This is a genomic window from Micromonospora sp. NPDC048947, from assembly GCF_040649495.1.
Lineage (GTDB): Bacteria > Actinomycetota > Actinomycetes > Mycobacteriales > Micromonosporaceae > Micromonospora > Micromonospora alfalfae.
Genome location: NZ_JBEZFO010000006.1, coordinates 243,171 through 259,971, shown reverse-complemented (window position 1 = coordinate 259,971; position 16,801 = coordinate 243,171). Strand labels below are relative to the sequence as shown.

Annotated in this window: 13 protein-coding genes; 6 read left to right on the top strand and 7 right to left on the bottom strand. The window is 68.5% G+C overall.

The window, feature by feature from the left end; all coding sequences use genetic code 11:
• Window positions 1–51: 51 nt before the first annotated feature.
• The gene (locus tag AB0B98_RS11820) at window positions 52–732 is read left to right on the top strand and encodes a haloacid dehalogenase-like hydrolase (protein WP_357362332.1); all 681 of its coding nucleotides are present in this window, start codon (window positions 52–54) and stop codon (window positions 730–732) included.
• Window positions 729–1,589 carry an oxygenase MpaB family protein gene (locus AB0B98_RS11815; RefSeq protein ID WP_357362330.1) on the top strand — a complete coding sequence of 287 codons (861 nt, stop codon included), beginning with the start codon at window positions 729–731 and terminating at the stop codon, window positions 1,587–1,589. Before AB0B98_RS11820 ends, AB0B98_RS11815 begins: the two co-directional genes overlap by 4 nt.
• A gap of 45 nt (window positions 1,590–1,634) precedes the next feature.
• Here AB0B98_RS11815 and AB0B98_RS11810 read toward each other — a convergent pair whose 3' ends face one another.
• From AB0B98_RS11810 to AB0B98_RS11790, 5 genes are all read right to left on the bottom strand, one after another.
• Window positions 1,635–2,075, bottom strand: coding sequence for a DUF5980 family protein (locus AB0B98_RS11810; protein ID WP_357362329.1), 441 nt, complete (start codon window positions 2,073–2,075; stop codon window positions 1,635–1,637).
• A gap of 374 nt (window positions 2,076–2,449) precedes the next feature.
• A complete protein-coding gene (locus AB0B98_RS11805; protein ID WP_357362327.1) occupies window positions 2,450–4,774 on the bottom strand; it encodes a glycoside hydrolase family 3 N-terminal domain-containing protein in 2,325 nt (774 codons plus the stop codon).
• A 38-nt stretch (window positions 4,775–4,812) separates the two neighbouring features.
• Window positions 4,813–5,673: a carbohydrate ABC transporter permease gene (locus AB0B98_RS11800; RefSeq protein ID WP_181518555.1), complete on the bottom strand. Its 861-nt coding sequence runs from the start codon at window positions 5,671–5,673 to the stop codon at window positions 4,813–4,815.
• 2 nt (window positions 5,674–5,675) lie between these two features.
• Entirely contained in the window at window positions 5,676–6,674 is a 999-nt protein-coding gene (locus AB0B98_RS11795) for a sugar ABC transporter permease (protein WP_357362324.1), read from the bottom strand.
• A complete protein-coding gene (locus AB0B98_RS11790; RefSeq protein ID WP_357362322.1) occupies window positions 6,671–7,855 on the bottom strand; it encodes an extracellular solute-binding protein in 1,185 nt (394 codons plus the stop codon). Before AB0B98_RS11790 ends, AB0B98_RS11795 begins: the two co-directional genes overlap by 4 nt.
• 262 nt (window positions 7,856–8,117) lie before the next feature.
• Here AB0B98_RS11790 and AB0B98_RS11785 point away from each other — a divergent pair, with 262 nt between their 5' ends.
• The 4 genes from AB0B98_RS11785 to AB0B98_RS11770 all read left to right on the top strand — a co-directional run bounded on the left by AB0B98_RS11785 (window position 8,118) and on the right by AB0B98_RS11770 (window position 14,519).
• Window positions 8,118–9,122 (top strand): LacI family DNA-binding transcriptional regulator, encoded by a 1,005-nt coding sequence (locus tag AB0B98_RS11785; protein ID WP_238668556.1) that lies wholly within the window; start codon window positions 8,118–8,120, stop codon window positions 9,120–9,122.
• Between the two features lie 146 nt (window positions 9,123–9,268).
• Window positions 9,269–11,116 carry a glycoside hydrolase family 15 protein gene (locus AB0B98_RS11780; RefSeq protein ID WP_238668557.1) on the top strand — a complete coding sequence of 616 codons (1,848 nt, stop codon included), beginning with the start codon at window positions 9,269–9,271 and terminating at the stop codon, window positions 11,114–11,116.
• Between the two features lie 126 nt (window positions 11,117–11,242).
• On the top strand, window positions 11,243–11,797 hold the full coding sequence (locus tag AB0B98_RS11775; protein WP_357362320.1) for a hypothetical protein: 555 nt from the start codon (window positions 11,243–11,245) through the stop codon (window positions 11,795–11,797).
• Window positions 11,798–12,329: 532 nt separating this feature from the next.
• Entirely contained in the window at window positions 12,330–14,519 is a 2,190-nt protein-coding gene (locus tag AB0B98_RS11770; protein WP_357362318.1) for a UvrD-helicase domain-containing protein, read from the top strand.
• Window positions 14,520–15,292: 773 nt separating this feature from the next.
• On the opposite strand, the gene AB0B98_RS11765 is transcribed toward AB0B98_RS11770, so the two are convergent.
• Together AB0B98_RS11765 and AB0B98_RS11760 are read right to left on the bottom strand one after the other, a co-directional pair.
• Complete coding sequence (locus AB0B98_RS11765) at window positions 15,293–15,688, bottom strand: DUF3224 domain-containing protein (protein WP_357362316.1); 396 nt, start codon at window positions 15,686–15,688, stop codon at window positions 15,293–15,295.
• A 395-nt stretch (window positions 15,689–16,083) separates the two neighbouring features.
• Window positions 16,084–16,770: a hypothetical protein gene (locus AB0B98_RS11760; RefSeq protein WP_357362314.1), complete on the bottom strand. Its 687-nt coding sequence runs from the start codon at window positions 16,768–16,770 to the stop codon at window positions 16,084–16,086.
• Window positions 16,771–16,801: the final 31 nt, after the last annotated feature.

The following is a 16,801-nucleotide window of genomic DNA, read 5'->3' as shown; positions in this document are numbered from 1 at the left end:
CGTACACTCGGCTGATGGCGAACCGCCCGCGGCACCGGGGTCGATAGACCGATGAGGGCGTCGACCGCGGACACCGTGATCTTCGATTTCGACGGCGTACTGCTGCGCGGGGACGCATTCGGGCTGTTCCTACGGCGCACTGCTTTCGCGGGTGCCCGGCTGCCGCTCGCCGTCGCAGTGCTCGTTCTCCTCGCGCCGGTCGCCATTGTTCCCGCCCTCCGCCCGCGGGCGGCACGGTGGGTGAGCCGGATCGGCTTGTGGGGCCGGAACGCGGACGAGTTGCGGGCAGAGCTGGAACGCTTCGGCGCGGACCTCGGTGCGGAGCCAGGGCGGATGATCCCGACCGGTCTGCGGATGATCCGTACCCACCTCGCCGCCGGCGACCGGGTCATCGTGGTGACCGCGTGCGAGCAGACCCTGGCGCGCGCGGTGCTCGACGCGATCGGCCTCGCCGGGGTCGAGCTGGTGGCCTCGCACATTCGCGGGCCGAGGCTGCTAGTGCACAACCACGGTGCGACCAAGATGGCGCAGCTCGCCGGCCAGGGGGTGACGCCACCATGGCGGGTGGCCTACAGCGACTCGCTGTCGGATCTGCCCATCCTCGGCGCCGCCGAACAGCCGGTGCTGGTCAACGCGAACGCGCGTCAGGTCGCCCGGGCGCGCCGGTTGCTCGGCGCCCGGCTGACCACCGTCACCTGGTCGGGTGGCCAGGGCCCGGAGGTCCGCCGATGAGAGGCCGCTACGACAACCTGACCCGCACCCGTGCTCTCGACCCGGAGCGCGACTACCTGGTCATCTACCAGACCATGCTGCGCTACGAGTTTCCGTGGGACATGAAGCTCGGGCTCAACCTCGCCTTCAATCGGTCGTTCTCCATCCCCGCCATCGCCGCCGTGCACACCGCCACGGGCGAGCTGACCGAACGCACCCAGAAGCGGATCGACGACACCGGCCTGCTGATGTACGAGATGGTGCTCAACGGCTTCGACCAGCCTCGGGGCCGCGACGCGTTGCGGCGCGTCAACCAGATCCACAGTCGGTACGACATCAGCAACGACGACTTCCGTTACGTCCTCGGCTGCCTGGTGGTGATCCCTACCCGGTGGTTGCAGGAGTACGGCTGGCGCCCGCCCTGCTGCCACGAACGGCACGCCACATACCTGTTCTACCGGGAGCTGGGTCGACGGATGGGCATCACCGACATCCCCGGGTCGTACGACGAGTTCGAGACCTGGTTCGACGCGCACGACGCGGCTCACCTGCAGCCCAACGACGACGCGGCGGCCATCGAACGCGCCACCCGCATGCTGATGCTCACCCGGATCCCCCGGCTGCTCGCCCCGCTGGGAAACGCGCTGGTCAGCGCCCTGTACGACGCGCCGCTGCGGCGCGCGACGCGGGTCGACACGCCAGCCTGGCCGGTCCGGGCGGGGTTGCACCTGGCCCTACGGACGCGCTCGCGGTTGCAGCGGTGGTTCGGGGCACCACTGACGACCGCGTTGTTCGCCGACGGGATCACGGCCAGGAGCTACCCCGACGGGTACGAGATCAGCCAGCTCGGCCCCCACCAGGACGGTGTGCGCGAGTAGCTCGTCGGTGCTGCTCGCGTCGTCGGCTCGGACGCGCGCCGCCCGCTAGCAGGATGAACGAACGTCAAGGACGACCGGGGCGCTCTGCGTGACAGCGCCGTCGGTGACCCGGAGCTGGGGGACGTACCGCCCGGGCGCGACGCCGCTCAGCCGGAACGCGGCCAGGATCTGAACGACGTGCCCGTCCCCGGAACCGGGTAGGGCGGTCAACGGGCTGTACACCTCGACGCCGACCGGCATGCCCGTGTAGTCGGCGGTGACCGGTGCCGACCACGCACCGTCGAGCACGACGAAGTAGTACAGAGCGCGCGGGTCGTCGGGGGTTGCGCAGAGCCGCTGCGGCAGGTCGACGAGGGTCCAGGTCGACGGGGTGTGCGTGGTTGTCGTGCCGGGCGCCGCCGAGCCGGGCGTGCCGCCGGAGAGGGCGAGCAGTGTTGTCGCCACCGCGGCGACAGCGATCCGTGATGCCGTGTGAGTGAACTTCACCATCGACTCCTCAGCTCTGAGCGGCAGGAACTGGCGAGCGCCGCACGACGTCGGCGGGACACGCCGAACCCCGACCTGCTGACCCGCGGAACAGCGGAGCCGATCGCCGATCCGACATCCCGCCTCGACGGGAGGCTAGCCCGGTAGGTGGTCGTTGACCAGTGCGACAGGCGCATTTCAGAGGTTTCTGAAACATGGACAAACGTCTTTGCCATCGCATTCATGGTCATAGACGCCTGACGATTCGGGCCCTGCTCGATCCGACCCGCCTGGCCGTATTGGCACTCCTGGCGGGGACGGAATGGGCACCGGGAACCGGGACGCGAGTGGAGCCGGCCCGCCGAACGTCCGTTGGGACGGCGACGGACCGGTTCTCAGCGGACGTCGGTGCTGGTCCAGCGTGGAGAGGCGTTGGTGACCGCGACGGTGTCACCGACCAGCGTGGTCAGCGCCTGGATGTCCCGCCGCGCGCTGGTGCCGACCCAGAGCTCGATGTCTCCGGGCTCCACGACGCGGGTGAACGTGCGGTCGGAGAAGGCCAGCCGGGTGGTGGGCACCGTCAGCTCGACAGTGACGGACTGGCCCGGTTCCAGGTGGACCCGCCGGTAGCCGAGCAGCTGCGCCACCGGCCGGGTCACCGAGGCGACCACGTCGCGACCGTAGAGCTGGACCACATCGTCGCCGGCGACCGCGCCGGCGTTCGTCACCCGCACCGTCACCCCTACCGCCCCGCTGGTCGGCGCCGTGCTGGGCACTGTGAGCTCGTCGTAGGCGAATGTCGTGTAGGAGAGGCCGTGGCCGAACGGCGCCACGGGCGTCGCCAGCAGGTTGGTCCCCGCGTTGCCCGCACCGAGAGTGGGGTGCAGGTAGGAGTACGGCTGCGCGCCGGCCGACCCGGGCAGGGTCACGGGCAGCCGGCCCGACGGATTGACCCGCCCGGAGAGCACCCCCGCGATCGCCCCGGCGCCCTCCTCACCCGGGAAGAACGCCTGCACCACCGCCGCGCAGCGTGCGAGCGCCCAGCCGATGGCGTACGGCCGGCCGGTGACCAGCACGAGGACGACAGGTGTGCCGGTCGCCAGCACCGACTCGACCAGTTCGCGCTGGACGCCGGGCAGCTCCAGGTCGTCCCGGTCGCAGCCTTCGCCCACAGTGCCGCGTCCGAAGAGGCCGGCGTGGTCGCCGACGACCAGGACGGCCACGTCCGCGCCGGAGGCCGTGGCGACGGCCTCGTCGAAGCCGGACCGATCGTCGGTGTCCACGTCGCAGCCGCGCGCCCAGGTGACGAGGTCGCCGCCGAACTCGGCCCGCACGGCGTCGAGCACTGTCGGCACGTCGATGCCGGCCTCCGCGCCGGGGTGCTGGACGAGGACGTGGTTGAGGAATGAGTAGCACCCGAAGAGCGCGCTCTGCCGGTCGGCGTTCGGGCCGATGACTGCCACCCGTTGCCCGGTGGGCAGCGGCAGCGCGTCCCGGTTGGCGACCAGCACGATTGATTCCTCGGCGAGCCGGCGGGCGATCGACCGGTGCTCGGGCGAGTCGAGGTCGATCGCCTGGGGCGGCTCGTCGCTGAAGGTCGCGTCGAGCAGACCCAGGTCCTGCTTCTGGCGCAGCACCCGCAGCACCGCGCGGTCGATGAGCGCCTCGTCGAGCTTGCCCGCCCGCACCGACTCCCCCAGGGTCAGGTAGGCGTCGCCGGTCGGCAGTTCGACGTCGAGGCCGGCGGTCAACGCCTGCCCGGCCGCGTCCGCGTGATCGCTCGCCACGTGGTGCAGCAGGTTCAGGAACGCGACACCGTAGTAGTCGGCCACCACTGTGCCGTCGAAGCCCCACTGGTCGCGCAGGATGCCGGTCAGCATCGTCGGGTCGGCGGCGACGGGCACCCCGTCGATCTCGGTGTACGAGTGCATGACACTGCGGGCGTCGCCGTCGATGATGGCCATCTCGAACGGGGGGAGCAGCACGTCGGCCAGTTCCCGGCGGCCGATGTGCACCGGGCCGAAATTGCGCCCGGCGCGCGAGGCGGAGTAGCCGGCGAAGTGCTTGAGGGTGGCGTGCACCCCTTGCGACTGGAGGCCACGCACGTACGACGTGCCGATGGTGCCGACCAGGTACGGGTCTTCGGCGATGCACTCGTCCACCCGGCCCCAGCGGGGGTCACGGATCACGTCGAGCACCGGTGAGAGCCCCTGGTGTACGCCCAGGGCCCGCATCGAGGAACCGATCGCCGCGGCCATCTCGGTGACCAGGTCGGGGTCGAACGCGGCACCCCAGGCCAGTGGGGTGGGGAAGGTGGCCGCCCTCCACGCGGACAGCCCGGTGAGGCACTCCTCGTGGACGATCGCCGGGATGCCGAGCCTGGTGCCGGTGACCAGGTCGCGCTGGAACTTCCACAACCAGGCCGCGTGTTCGACCGCGTCCACGGGGCGGGTGCCGTAGGTGCGGGTGAGGTGACCGAGCCCGTGCCGGGAGAAGTCTTCGAGCTTGAAGGCGTCGCCGAACTCCCCCTGCAACGGTGCGACCGCCTCGCCGTCCTCCTTCTCCCAGAAGCCGACGAGCTGAGCGATCTTCTCCTCGATCGTCATCCGGCCGAGGAGATCGCGAAGGCGGGCCTCGCCGTCGCGCCCATCCGGTCGGCCGTGCTCCGGACCTGCCTGAGCCGGCACCGGTCCGCCCACTACCGCGTGGACCTCAGTCATGCTGTGCCTTCCTGTGGTTGTGCTCGTACCGCTGCCGCTCAGCCCTTGACCGCACCCTGCAGACCACCGACGATCTGCTTCTCCGCGAGTGTGAAGAAGAGCAGCGCCGGCAGCATCGCCAGCGAGGTGAAGGCGAGTACGCCTGCCGTGTCGGTGGTGTACTGGCTGGAGAAGTTCTGCACGCCCAGCGGCAGGGTGTGCAGGTTGACGTCGCTGAGGACGAGCAGCGGCAGCAGGAACGAGTTCCAGCTCGCCACGAACGCCAGGACGCCAACGGTGACGAGCGCGGGCCGCGACAGCGGCATCGCGACGCGCCAGAGGAAGCCGAGCCGACTCGCACCGTCGATGGCGGCGGCGTCTTCCAACTCTCTCGGGATGGCCGAGAGGAAGGGACGCAGGATCACGATCGTCAGTGGCAGTGAGAAGGCGACCTGCGGCAGGATCACCGCGTAGTAGGAGTTGATCAGATTCAGGTCACGCAGCATGAGGTAGAGCGGCAGGATCGCCGCCCCGGCCGGAAACAGCAGACCGAGGGTGAAGAAGGTGTAGAGCCCTTCCCGCCCGCGGAAGCGGTAGCGGGCGAGCACGAACGCGGCGGCCAGTCCGAGCACGACCACTGCCAGCGTGGTTCCCAGGGCGATGACCGCGCTGTTGAACGCCTGTTGCCAGAAATTGCTCTGGGTCAGCACCCTGGCGTAGTTGTCCCAGACGAACGGGTCGGGCAGGCCGGCCGGGTCCGCGACGATCTGCGGGGTGGTGCGGAACCCGCCGATGACCACGTAGATGACCGGGGCGATCGACACCGCCGCGATCGCGAGGGCGAGCGCGTAGGTGAGCGGGGTGCCCCAGGAGACCTGACGGCGTCCGGTGGACGGGGGGAGAACCGAGTTCACGGCCATCGTCACTTCGCCCTTCCGGTGATGGCGCCCTCGATGTCGCGGCGGAGCAGGAACCGCTGGAACAGCAGCGCCGCCACGAAGGAGATGACGAACAGGATTACCGCCACGGCGTTGCCGTAGCCCCACAGCCGGGCGAAGAACCCGTTGTCCACCATGTATGTCGCCATGGTTGCCGACGCGCCGAGGGAACGCACCGCGGGCACCGAGGTCACCCAGATCATGTCGAAGATCTGCAGCGAGCCGATCATGGACAGGAACATCCAGATCCGGATCGTCGGGCCGAGCAGCGGGATCGTGACGTGCCGTTGGATCTGCCACCAGCTCGCGCCGTCGATGGCCGCCGCCTCGGTCAGCTCATCGGGCACGTTGGACAGTCCGGCGAGGAGCAGGATGATGGCGAAGCCGACGTACTTCCAGGTGAGGATGGCCAGCAGGGTCCAGATGACCACATCCAGGTCCGCCAGCCAGGCCTGCACCAGGCCGCCCATTCCCAGGGACCGCAGCAGCGCGTCGACGGTGCCGTCGCCGGTCAGCAGCAGCTTCCACATGATGCCGACGGTGACCTCGGCCAGCACGTACGGCACGAACACCAGCAGGCGGAACACGGCCCGCCCACGGAAGCGACGGTTGAGCAGCAGGGCGACGCCCAGGGCGATCGGGCCCTGGATCAGCAGCGACCCGAAAACGATGATCGCGTTGTTGCGCAACGCGTCGAGGAAGATCGGATCCTGGAAGGCGAGGGTGTAGTTCCGCAGACCGACGAACTCGGTGGGAGGGCCGACCCCGCGCCACCGGAACAGGCTGTAGTAGACAGCGAAGCCCATCGGCACCAGAACGAACATCACGTAGATCAGAACGGCCGGCGTGGTGAGCCCGATGATCTCGTACCACTTGCGGCGGTTGTCGGCTCGGCGGGCGGACTCGCGCCCGGCCTTGTGGGGGCCCGCCGGCGGCGCGGAAGCGCCACCGGCGGGCATACGGATCTGGTTGGCGGAGGTCACTTGCTTGCGGCCGCCTTCATTGCCGAGACGACCTTCTCAGGCGTCCCGTTGCCGGCGAAGATGGCGACGATCGCGTCGTTCATCGCGTTGCCGACGGTGCTGCCGTACGCCGTGTCCAGCCAGAGCTGCACGTAGCTCGCCCCGGAGGTGGCATCCAGGATGGACTTCAGCGCGGGGTCCTTCACGGCGTCCGCCGCGCCCTTGGCGACGGGAAGGCCGGTGCCGGTCTCGGCGTAGCCCTTCTGCACCTCGGGACTCACGATGTACTTGAGGAACTCGACGCACTCGGCCGGGGCGTTCTTGGCGCAGGAGAACCCGTCGCCACCGCCGAGAGCCGCCTTCGGGTCGCCCGGGGAACCGGCGATCGCCGGCACCGGGAACCAGCCGAGGAACGACGCGAGCTTCGCCTTGTCAGTGGTGACGGTGTCCAGCGTGCCGCGGTTCCAGTCACCCATGAGCTCCATCGCGGCCTTGCCGTTGGCGAGCATGCCGTTGGCGCTGGTCGGGTCGTTCTGGCCCGGCGTGGCGATGAAGTTGGGCTGGAACGGCTTGGTGTCGATGAACGCCTTCAGGTCCTGGCCGGCCTTCACGAAGCACGGGTCGTCGAAGTTCTTCTCCGCCGATGCCTTCTTGAGGGCGTCGACCGAGCAGGCGCGCAGCGCCATGTTGTACCACCAGTGCGCGGCCGGCCACTTGTCACCGGCGCCCACGGCGATCGGAATGACGTTGGTCGCCTTGAGCTTGGTGACCGCGGTGTTGAGCTCTTCGAAGGTGGTCGGCGGAGCCGAGATGCCCGCCGCGGCGAACATGTCCTTGTTGTACCAGATGCCCTCGATGCCCATCCGGAACGGCAGGCCGTACTGCTTGCCCTTGACCTGCCAGATCTCCGCGGCGCTGCCGATGTTGCCGACCTCGGTCTTGACCTGGTCGGTGATGTCCTTGAGGTAGTCGGCCTCCACCTGCTCGGTCATCTCGCCGCCGCCCCAGGCCTGGAAGATGTCCGGCGGGTCGCTGCTCAGCAGCGCGGCAGGGAGCCGCGTGCGCTGGAGCTGGTTCGTCTCGATCGCCTCGATCTCGATCTTGACGGTGGGGTGAAGTGCGGAGAAGTCCTTGGCGACCTTCTCCCAGTAGGTCTTGCCGGGCCCGTCCTGTGAGGCGTTGTGCCACCAGCTAAGGGTCACCGGATCCTTGTACAGCTCGCTCTGAGGGGCCGCCTCTTCGCCGCCGCCGCTACAGCCGGCGGTAACAAGAACACTCGTCATTAACAGTGCCAGGACGGCACTCGCACGCCGCTTCGTTGCCATCGATGTCTCCTCGACTAGTCAGTCGCGGTACTCGGCCTGCGGCGAAGTTTTACAGTCATGTAACTTGATGTCAATCGGTATCGATAACGTTTTCGAGTCGGTGGCGACGCACCCGCGGCGGGGCCCTATCATCATCGACGTGGTGTTTCAGCAGCGCGTCAAGATGTCGGATGTGGCACGTACTGCCGGCGTCTCGGTCGCGACAGTGTCGAAGGTCGTCAACGGCCGCTACGGCGTGGCCCAGGCAACCGTGGAGCGCGTCCAGCAGGTCATCCACGAGCTCGGCTACGAGGCGAGCCTGGGGGCGCAGAGCCTGCGCAGCCACCGCACCAACGTGCTCGGCATCCTGGTCGCCGAGTTCGAGCCGTTCTCGACCGAGCTGCTCAAGGGGGCGTCGCAGGAGGTCGCCGGGAGTGGGTACCAGCTGCTGGCCTACTCCAGCGGGGACGGCGAGGGCGCCGCAGTGGGGTGGGAGCGGCGCTCGCTCGCCCGGCTCTCCGGCACCCTCATCGACGGCGCCGTGATCGTCACGCCGACCGTGGTCGAGACCGAACACAGCTTCCACGTCGTGGCCGTCGACCCACACACCGGGCCGTCCGACCTGCCCACCGTCGACTCGGACAACTTCGCCGGCGCCGTGCTGGCGACCAACTACCTGCTGTCCCTCGGCCACACCCGGATCGGGCACATCAGTGGACGCACCGACCTGAAGTCTGCTCAGCTGCGCGAGGCCGGCTTCCGCAGTGCGATGGCCGACGCCGGCGTGCCGGTGGACGAGCGGCTCGTCCGCGTCGGCGGGTTCCGGATCGAGAGCGCCGCCGGCACGGCCGCGGAACTCCTCGCCCTCACCGACCGGCCGAGCGCGATCTTCGCGGGTAACGACCTCTCCGCGATCTCCACGATGACAGTGGCCCGCGACATGGGCCTGTCGGTGCCCGACGACCTGTCAGTGATCGGCTTCGACAACGTACCGGAGTCGGCGCTGGTCAACCCACCGCTGACGACCATCATGCAGCCGCTGCAACGGATGGGCGCCGAGGCGTTGCGCCTGCTCGTCGACCTGATCGCCGGCGTCGAACGCGACACCCACATCCGGCTCCCCACCGAGCTGGTCATCCGTTCCTCCTGCCGCCCGCTGCCCTGACGCCCGGGGCCAGGCGGCGCAGGGACCCCGGCCGTCGCCGTCGCACCTGGGGGCACGCGACAGGGTGGCGGAACGTGAATCTCGCCTAAGGCGACAATTCCTCCCCTAGGTTCGGTGCGCAGGACGCAGCCGAACCGGGGAGAGACGTGGACACCTATCCGGCGATCGAGGATCACGGTCTCATCGGCGACCTGCAGACCGCCGCGCTGGTGACGTGCGACGGGACCGTCGACTGGTTCTGCGCGCCGCGGTTCGACTCGCCGAGCATCTTCGCCGCCCTGCTCGACAAGGAGAAGGGCGGCTACTTCCAGATCGCGCCACACGACGTGCGGTACGTGACCAAGCAGCTCTACCTCCCCGGCACACCCATCCTGATCACCCGGTTCATCAGCGCCGACGGGGTGGCCGAGGTAATGGACTTCATGCCGGTCACCGGCGAGCGGGTCACCGACACGCATCGGCTGGTCCGCACCGTCACCATGGTCCGCGGCAGCATGCGCTTCCGGGTGGAGTGCCGGCCGCGCTTCGACTACGCCCGCGAAGAGCATCAGCTTGAGCGCCACCACAACGGTTACGTCTTCCGCAGCCGGTCGGCGACGCTGACGTTCAATCCGGTCGACCCGGTGCGGCGGTTGATCTCCGAACAGGGTGACGTCCACCTTGAGGGCGGCGACCTGGTCGCGTACGGCACGCTGAACGAGGGCGACACCGGCGGGGTGGTCCTGGAGACGGGCGGCGCCGAACCGCGCATCTTCGCGCCGGAAGAGATCCAGGGCATGTTCGAGTGGACCCGGGACTACTGGCGACGCTGGCTCGAACGTTCCAGCTACACCGGCCGCTGGCGGGAGATGGTCGAGCGCTCGGCCATCACGCTCAAACTCATGACGTACGCGCCGACCGGCGCGATGATCGCCGCACCCACCACCGCGCTGCCCGAACTGGTCGGCGGAACCCGCAACTGGGACTACCGCTACACCTGGGTACGCGACACGTCGTTCTCGGTGCACGCGCTGCTCGGCCTCGGCTTCACCGAGGAGGTCAGCCAGTACATGAACTGGCTGGACGAGCGGATCCGTGAGGCCGGCGACCACCAGGACCCGCTGAAGATCATGTACCGGGTGGACGGCTCCTCCGACCTGCACGAGGAGGTGCTGGACCATCTGGAGGGCTACCGCGGCTCCCGGCCGGTACGGATCGGCAACGGCGCCGCCGACCAGCTCCAGCTCGACATCCACGGCGAGGCCCTCTACGCCATGCACCTCGCCGACGAGCAGGGCATCCGCGTCTCACACCAGGTGTGGAAGAGCACCGTCCGGTTGGTCGACTGGCTCTGCCACAACTGGGACCAACCCGACGCCGGCATCTGGGAGAGCCGTCACCACCCCCGCAACTACACCTTCGGTCGGGTGATGTCCTGGGTCGCGCTGGACCGGGCCATCCGGCTGGCCACCCGCACCGGCCGCCCCGGGGACATGACCTGCTGGACCGAGCAGCGCAACCGCATCTACAACCAGGTCATGGAGCGCGGATACGACCGGGCCCGCGGCACCTTCGTGCAGGCGTACGACGAGAACGTGCTGGACGCGGCACTGCTCGCCATGCCGGCGGTCGGTTTTGTCACGCCGAGCGACCCGCTGTGGCAGTCCACCCTGCAGGCGATCGAGCGCGAACTGGTCTCCGACAGCCTGGTCCACCGGTACGACCCGGTCCACTCCCCCGACGGCCTCCCGGGCCACGAGGGCACCTTCAACATGTGCACCTTCTGGTACGTCGAGGCACTGGCCCGTGCCGGCCGCCTCGACGACGCCCGACTCACGTTCGAGAAGATGTTCACCTTCAGCAACCACCTCGGCCTCTACGCCGAGGAGATCGCCGCGACCGGGGAGCAGATCGGCAACTATCCCCAGGCGTTCAGCCACCTCTCATTGATCAATTCTGCGTTGACCCTCAACGACCTGCTCGACAGCGAGGCCGACTCCCGCCGCAGGCGGTAGCGCCAGCATGCTCCGGCCGGCCGCCGCCCACGCGGAGCCGACGGCGGGAAGGGCTTGACGCGCCCACGTCCATCGCGCATGGTCGAAAGACATCGACCATCTCGAATATTTGACCTGGGGGAACCGATGAAGGCACTCGTCACCACCGTCTCGGTTGCGGCCCTACTGCTCCTGGCCACGGGCAGCGCGTCCCACGGCCAGCCAGCGGCCGACCCGCCCTGCACCGGGCAGATCCACCCGAACCCGGGGTTCGAGCGCGGCACCGCCGACTGGACGGCCGGCCCCCGCATCGTCGTGCTCGGCGACGCGACCCGGCCCGCACACACCGGCCGCGCGTACGCCACCTTCGCCGGACTGGACGTGACACGTGCCGACCTGCTGCGCAGCACCGTCACGGTGCCGGCCAACTGCGACCTGACGGTCCGCTTCTGGGTGCGGACCACCACCACTGAGACCAGCCGCGGCGACTACCTGAACGTCGGACTGGCGGTCACCGGGATACCCCCGAAGACGAGGTTCTCGCTGGCCTTCGACGGCGGTGCGCAGTGGCGGCAGTACGTCATGTCGAGCGGAACCGCCACCACCGAACGCACCGCGACGGCCAGCTTCCTCGCCAGCGAGACAGCCGGCAACGGCGCCACGACCTTCGACGTCGACGACGTGTCCTTCACGTTGAGCTGACCTGGGCGGGCCACTCCACCGTCTCCAGGGCGGGGTGGCTCCTGACCGCGTCGACCAGTTGCCTGGACCCACCGACCTTCGTGCCGAGTAGGTCGTGGTCCGTCCAGACGAACCAGGACCGGTCCATGGTCGGTGAGAACGGGTAACACCCTCCACGTTCTTCGAGCAGTTCGGAAACGGCCGACAGGGGCCCCGCCACACATGACGGTCGTCGAAGTCGCCGGCCGTCAAGAATGCGTGGAAGGCGACGCAGTCGGGCCTTGAGCCGTCGACCGAGTAACGGCCCAGGGGCGTTCAGTAGGGCATCAACGCTCTCCTGCTCGCAACGCGGCCGCAGAACAGATGACGACTGGACTGTCAATAGCGAATCGCGATTGGTGAGGCCACAAGCAACCCCGGAACTGCAAGGCATTGAGATTCCGATCTCTGCCGGCGGATTTCCTGGCCGGTGAGGGAAACCAACTCTATGCTTGCCGCCGAATAGGCTGCGGCTCATCCGGGCCGAGGGTCACCCCGATACAAGGATTTGCGAATGCACCGGAAGTCTGTTCTGGGCAACGGCACCGCCGGCGTCAGCGAAGTAGGACCTGACGGCCGCCTGCCGGCCTCGGCCGCAGAGGGCGGCGCGCGCCGATCCGCCGTCGCCGAGGAACAGGCGTTTCTGGACCTGGCCACCGCCCAGCGCGACAGGCTGGCCGATCACCTACAGGTCGAGCTTTCGTCAGAGCCGCTGGACGCATTGGAACAGGCCCGGCAGCGCATGCTCCGCCAGCAGTACGACGAGCTACGGCGAGCAGAGGAGGGGCTGGTCTTCGGCCGCCTCGACGGCCTTGACGGCACAGTGCGCCACGTGGGCCGTGTCGGTCTCCGTAACGACGGCGAGGGCACTGAGCCACTGCTGGTGGACTGGCGCGCTCCCGCAGCTCGCCCGTTCTACACGGCGACGGCCGTCGACCCACAGGGTCAGGCGCGGCGCCGGCACATCCGTACGACGGGATCGGCCGTCGTCGGCGTGGACGACGAACCCCTGGACGGCAGCGCAACTGCGGAACTCGTCGGCGAGGGTGCGCTACTGGCCGCCCTCGACCAGCGCCGCACCGGTCGCATGTCGACGGCGATCTCCACCCTGCAACGCGAACAGGACGACATCATCCGGGCGGAGGCGGCCGGCCCGCTGATCGTCCAGGGCGGTCCCGGCACGGGCAAGACGGTGGTTGCCCTGCACCGCGTCGCGTACCTGCTGTTCACCCACCGAAAGATGGCCGACCAGGCCGTCCTGGTCCTGGGCCCGTCGCCGCTGTTCCTCCAGTACATCGCCCAGGTACTGCCCGCGCTCGGTGAGACCGCCGTCGTCTCGGCGACCTGCGACACCCTGCTGGCCGACATCCAGGTGGGCCGTGACGAGAGCCGACTTCTCGCCGAGATCAAGGGCCGCGCCCTCTGGCAGCCCGCGCTCGAAGGCTATGTCGCGTCGCTGCTCCCCCGGCCTCGCGAGCTGAAGCTGCGCTGGGAGGGCGACTTCTACGTCATTCCCACCGCAACTGTGACGCAGGCGCTCGCCTCGGCGGTGCAGGGACGCCCGTACCACAGCGCCCGCGCAGCGTTCGCCGAGCAGTTGCACCACCTCCTGGCCGATGTCGTCGCCGAGCAGCGCGAGGCGCTGATGGAGGAGATGGAGGAAGGCTTCGAGGACATCCTCGCCCGCGTGGACAAGGGCATGGCGCATGACCACTCCTCCACCCCGACGTCCACCGGCAGCGACATCGACGGGTTGCTCTCCGATGAGGAAGTCGAGCAGCTTCGTTGTCGTATCGCCGAGAACGCCACCATCGCCCGGTTCATCGAGGCGTGGTGGCCCACCCTCGACCCCGAGACCCTGCTGGGTGACCTCCTGACCGACCGCACCCTGCTGACCCGGTTCGCCCCGCAACTGTCCCCCGAGGAGATCACCGCCGTCGCGGCCGAGCCCGCCCCATGGGCATCAAGCGACATCCCGCTGCTCGACACCCTCGCCGACCTGCTCGGCGAGGTCGGTGCCCCGCAACCACAGGGCGAGTTCCTCGCCGAACGCGCTCGCCGCATGCGCGGCTGGGTGTACGGTCACGTCGTCATCGACGAGGCGCAGGAGCTGTCCGAGATGCAGTGGCAGATGGTCCTGCGGCGCTGTCCCAGTCGCTCCATCACCGCCGTCGGCGACATCGACCAGGCCGAGGCAGCCCACCGGCACACCAGTTGGGCGCAAGCGGTACGGGCTGCCTTCGGAGACCGCTGGACCGCCGCGGAACTCACCATCTGCTACCGGACCCCGCGCGAGGTCATGGACCTCACCGAACCGGTCCTGAAGAAGGCTGGCAGCCACAACACGCCGCCACGAGCGGTACGCACCTCCGGCATCGCCCCCTGGGAGCGCACAGTCACGCCCGCTGAGCTTGCCGGCGTCGCCGTCGAAGCAGTGCGGCAGTTGCGGCAACGGTGGCACGGCGGCACTGTCGGCGTCATCGCCCCGGCGGAGCGCATCGCCACACTGCAAGCCGTGCTGAGCGACGTGCCGGTGCTCACCGCAACCCAGTCCAAGGGACTGGAATGGGACGCGACGCTCCTCATCGACCCGCTGGGCGTCGCCGCTGAACCGCGCGGCTGGAACGGCCTCTACGTGGCGCTCACCCGATGCACCCAGGAACTCGGACAGCTGACCCTCACGCAACAATCGGCATCCGCATGACGTCTGTTGGACGCTGTTCGAGATGCGCGCTGTTCTGCTGAACCAGGAACGGTCCCCACGCTCTGACCAGCGTTCGAACAAGTCCGAACAAGCTGGTGAGCAGCCCGGACAGGCGCGCTTGTGTTCGGAACCGTCACCGGCGGTAGCGACCGCCTATCCAGCGTCCATAAGCTGAACTCCAATCATCAGTGACGCTGCCGAATCGAAGCTGGAGAACGAGTTTCGCCCCACACGGGTTGCGGACCGACCTCGGACACGTTCGGCAATTCGTCATCGCTGCCGGCGTCGTTCACACGGCAGTCGTGCAGAAAGTGAGGCAAGATCTTGAGGAGATCACTGCTGGCGCTGGCAACGGCGATCGTCCTTCCGCTGAGCACACTGGCTGTGCCAACCCCGGCGCTCGCCGCGGGTTGCACGAATACCGCGCGCATAGAAATGCGGTTCGCAGAGGCGCCGTGGCGCTACGGCTACAGCAGTTCGTCCAACGTGGCCGGATACGCGTACCCCGAATACACCTACATCATGGACGGGCGCTGCACCAGCCCAGCCGGTCTCTTGTGGTACCGAAGGGCAGCGGATCCGGTCGTGGTGTACATCTATAGCGCACACCGAATCGACTAGCGTCGCACCTCGAGAAGGCTTTGGGGTGGTCACTGCGTCGAAGCGCTCTCCGTGCCGGGATGATCGGCCTTTCGCGGGTCGGATCTTTCCGCTACGGAGGGCGCTTTCCCACATGACACACCCCGAGGGTCTGGACGGTGACGGGGGATGCGTCAGGCCAGTGTGTACTCCAAGACATAGGAGTGGCTGCCGTCGTCGGACTGGACGATCTCGAAAGCCCCCACGATCCCTGTAAGTTCACCGGAGCCCGTTCCCGGGACGACGCGGATCGCGAGTTGCTCACCGTGGCTGCCGGGTGCGCTGTGTTGGAGGACGAACGAGCCCTTGAGGCCGTCGAGTTCGCCCGTGAATCGCTCCACGGCGACATAAGCAGCGGGGGTGCCCTCGACATCGGCCACCGACAGCATGTTCACCGTACTGATGCCGGCCAGGCCGCCCTGGAAGGTCTTGGTGAGCCGGGCCCGGCCAAGCGCGGCCCCCGAGCCTTGGTCGAGCACCTCCGGCTCGAATGATGTGACGTCAAAGGTCCCGCCAGCCTTCGTACTCATTCCGCACCCTCCCACCTTGATCGCATTATCACGTCGCAGCCTTGCACACGGCACTGACATCTCCCGGACCATGACCCTCGCAGGTCCCGCTCGGTGCTTCCGGCGGAGGACCGCCCCCTGCTCGCCCCTCCCCCCGTTCCCGTGACCTAGCCGCGTCGTCGGTGTCCGCGCCTCGTCAGTGATCATTGAGCGGTGCTGAGCTCTGCGGCGCCCTCGGCCGGCTCCGGTGCGTTCTCCCTGGCCGGTCCGCCACTGTTGGTCGGGCGTGCCGCACAGTGGGTGCGATCGGTCGAACGCGCTGACGCCCAAACCGCTTTGGCTGAAGGCAAAGCGGTGACCAACTGGGTTGTCGTCAAAAGCGGAGGGAAACCGTCCTCCTGAAGGCTGAGGAGCCGTCAGGCGTCGTATCGGAAGTGTGCCGGCGGACCACCCTCCGGGCAGGCCGGGCGGGGCGTGTGCACGCACTCGATCCAGTGGTCGCCGCCTGGGGGTACCTGGTAGGTCCGGGGTCCCGGTGCTGCGGTCGTGACAAAGCTCCGACCCCGGTTGGTCACCTCGACCCGCTTTCGTTTCCCAGCGACCACGAGGTCGAGTTCGAGAGTCCACTCCACCGTGCCGGTGGTGAACGCGGTCAGGTCGAAAACCTCGGTCTCGCCCTTGGCGAGGGTGAACCCGAACAGTGGCCTGCGCCCCTCGATCAGGGTGCGGTAGCGGGCGGCCGGCTGGGGAGCGTCCAGGTCCATCTCGACGTCCCGTGGTTCGGCGGCTCCCTGCTGGCCGCCGCAGCGCAGTTGCACACCGGCCGGTTCCGGAGTTTGGCTGCGCCGGATCACGCGGGCGCGCAGGTTGTCGATCAGCACCCCCTGGTCGCCGGCGCCCTGCACGACGACGCGCACCCGGCTCACCTTGTGATCGACCGCGCCGAGGGCGCGCGCCCAGTCGATCAGCGTCGCGCAGCCCACCGGTGGATCATCGGAGGGCCGGGCGTCCTTCGGCAGCACCATGGCGAACTCCGCGGTGCCCCAGGTGTCCACGGTGGCCGGATTCACCACGACGTGTACCGCGACGACCTGCGGGTCCACATGATCAACCCATCTGGGAACATAGATGCTC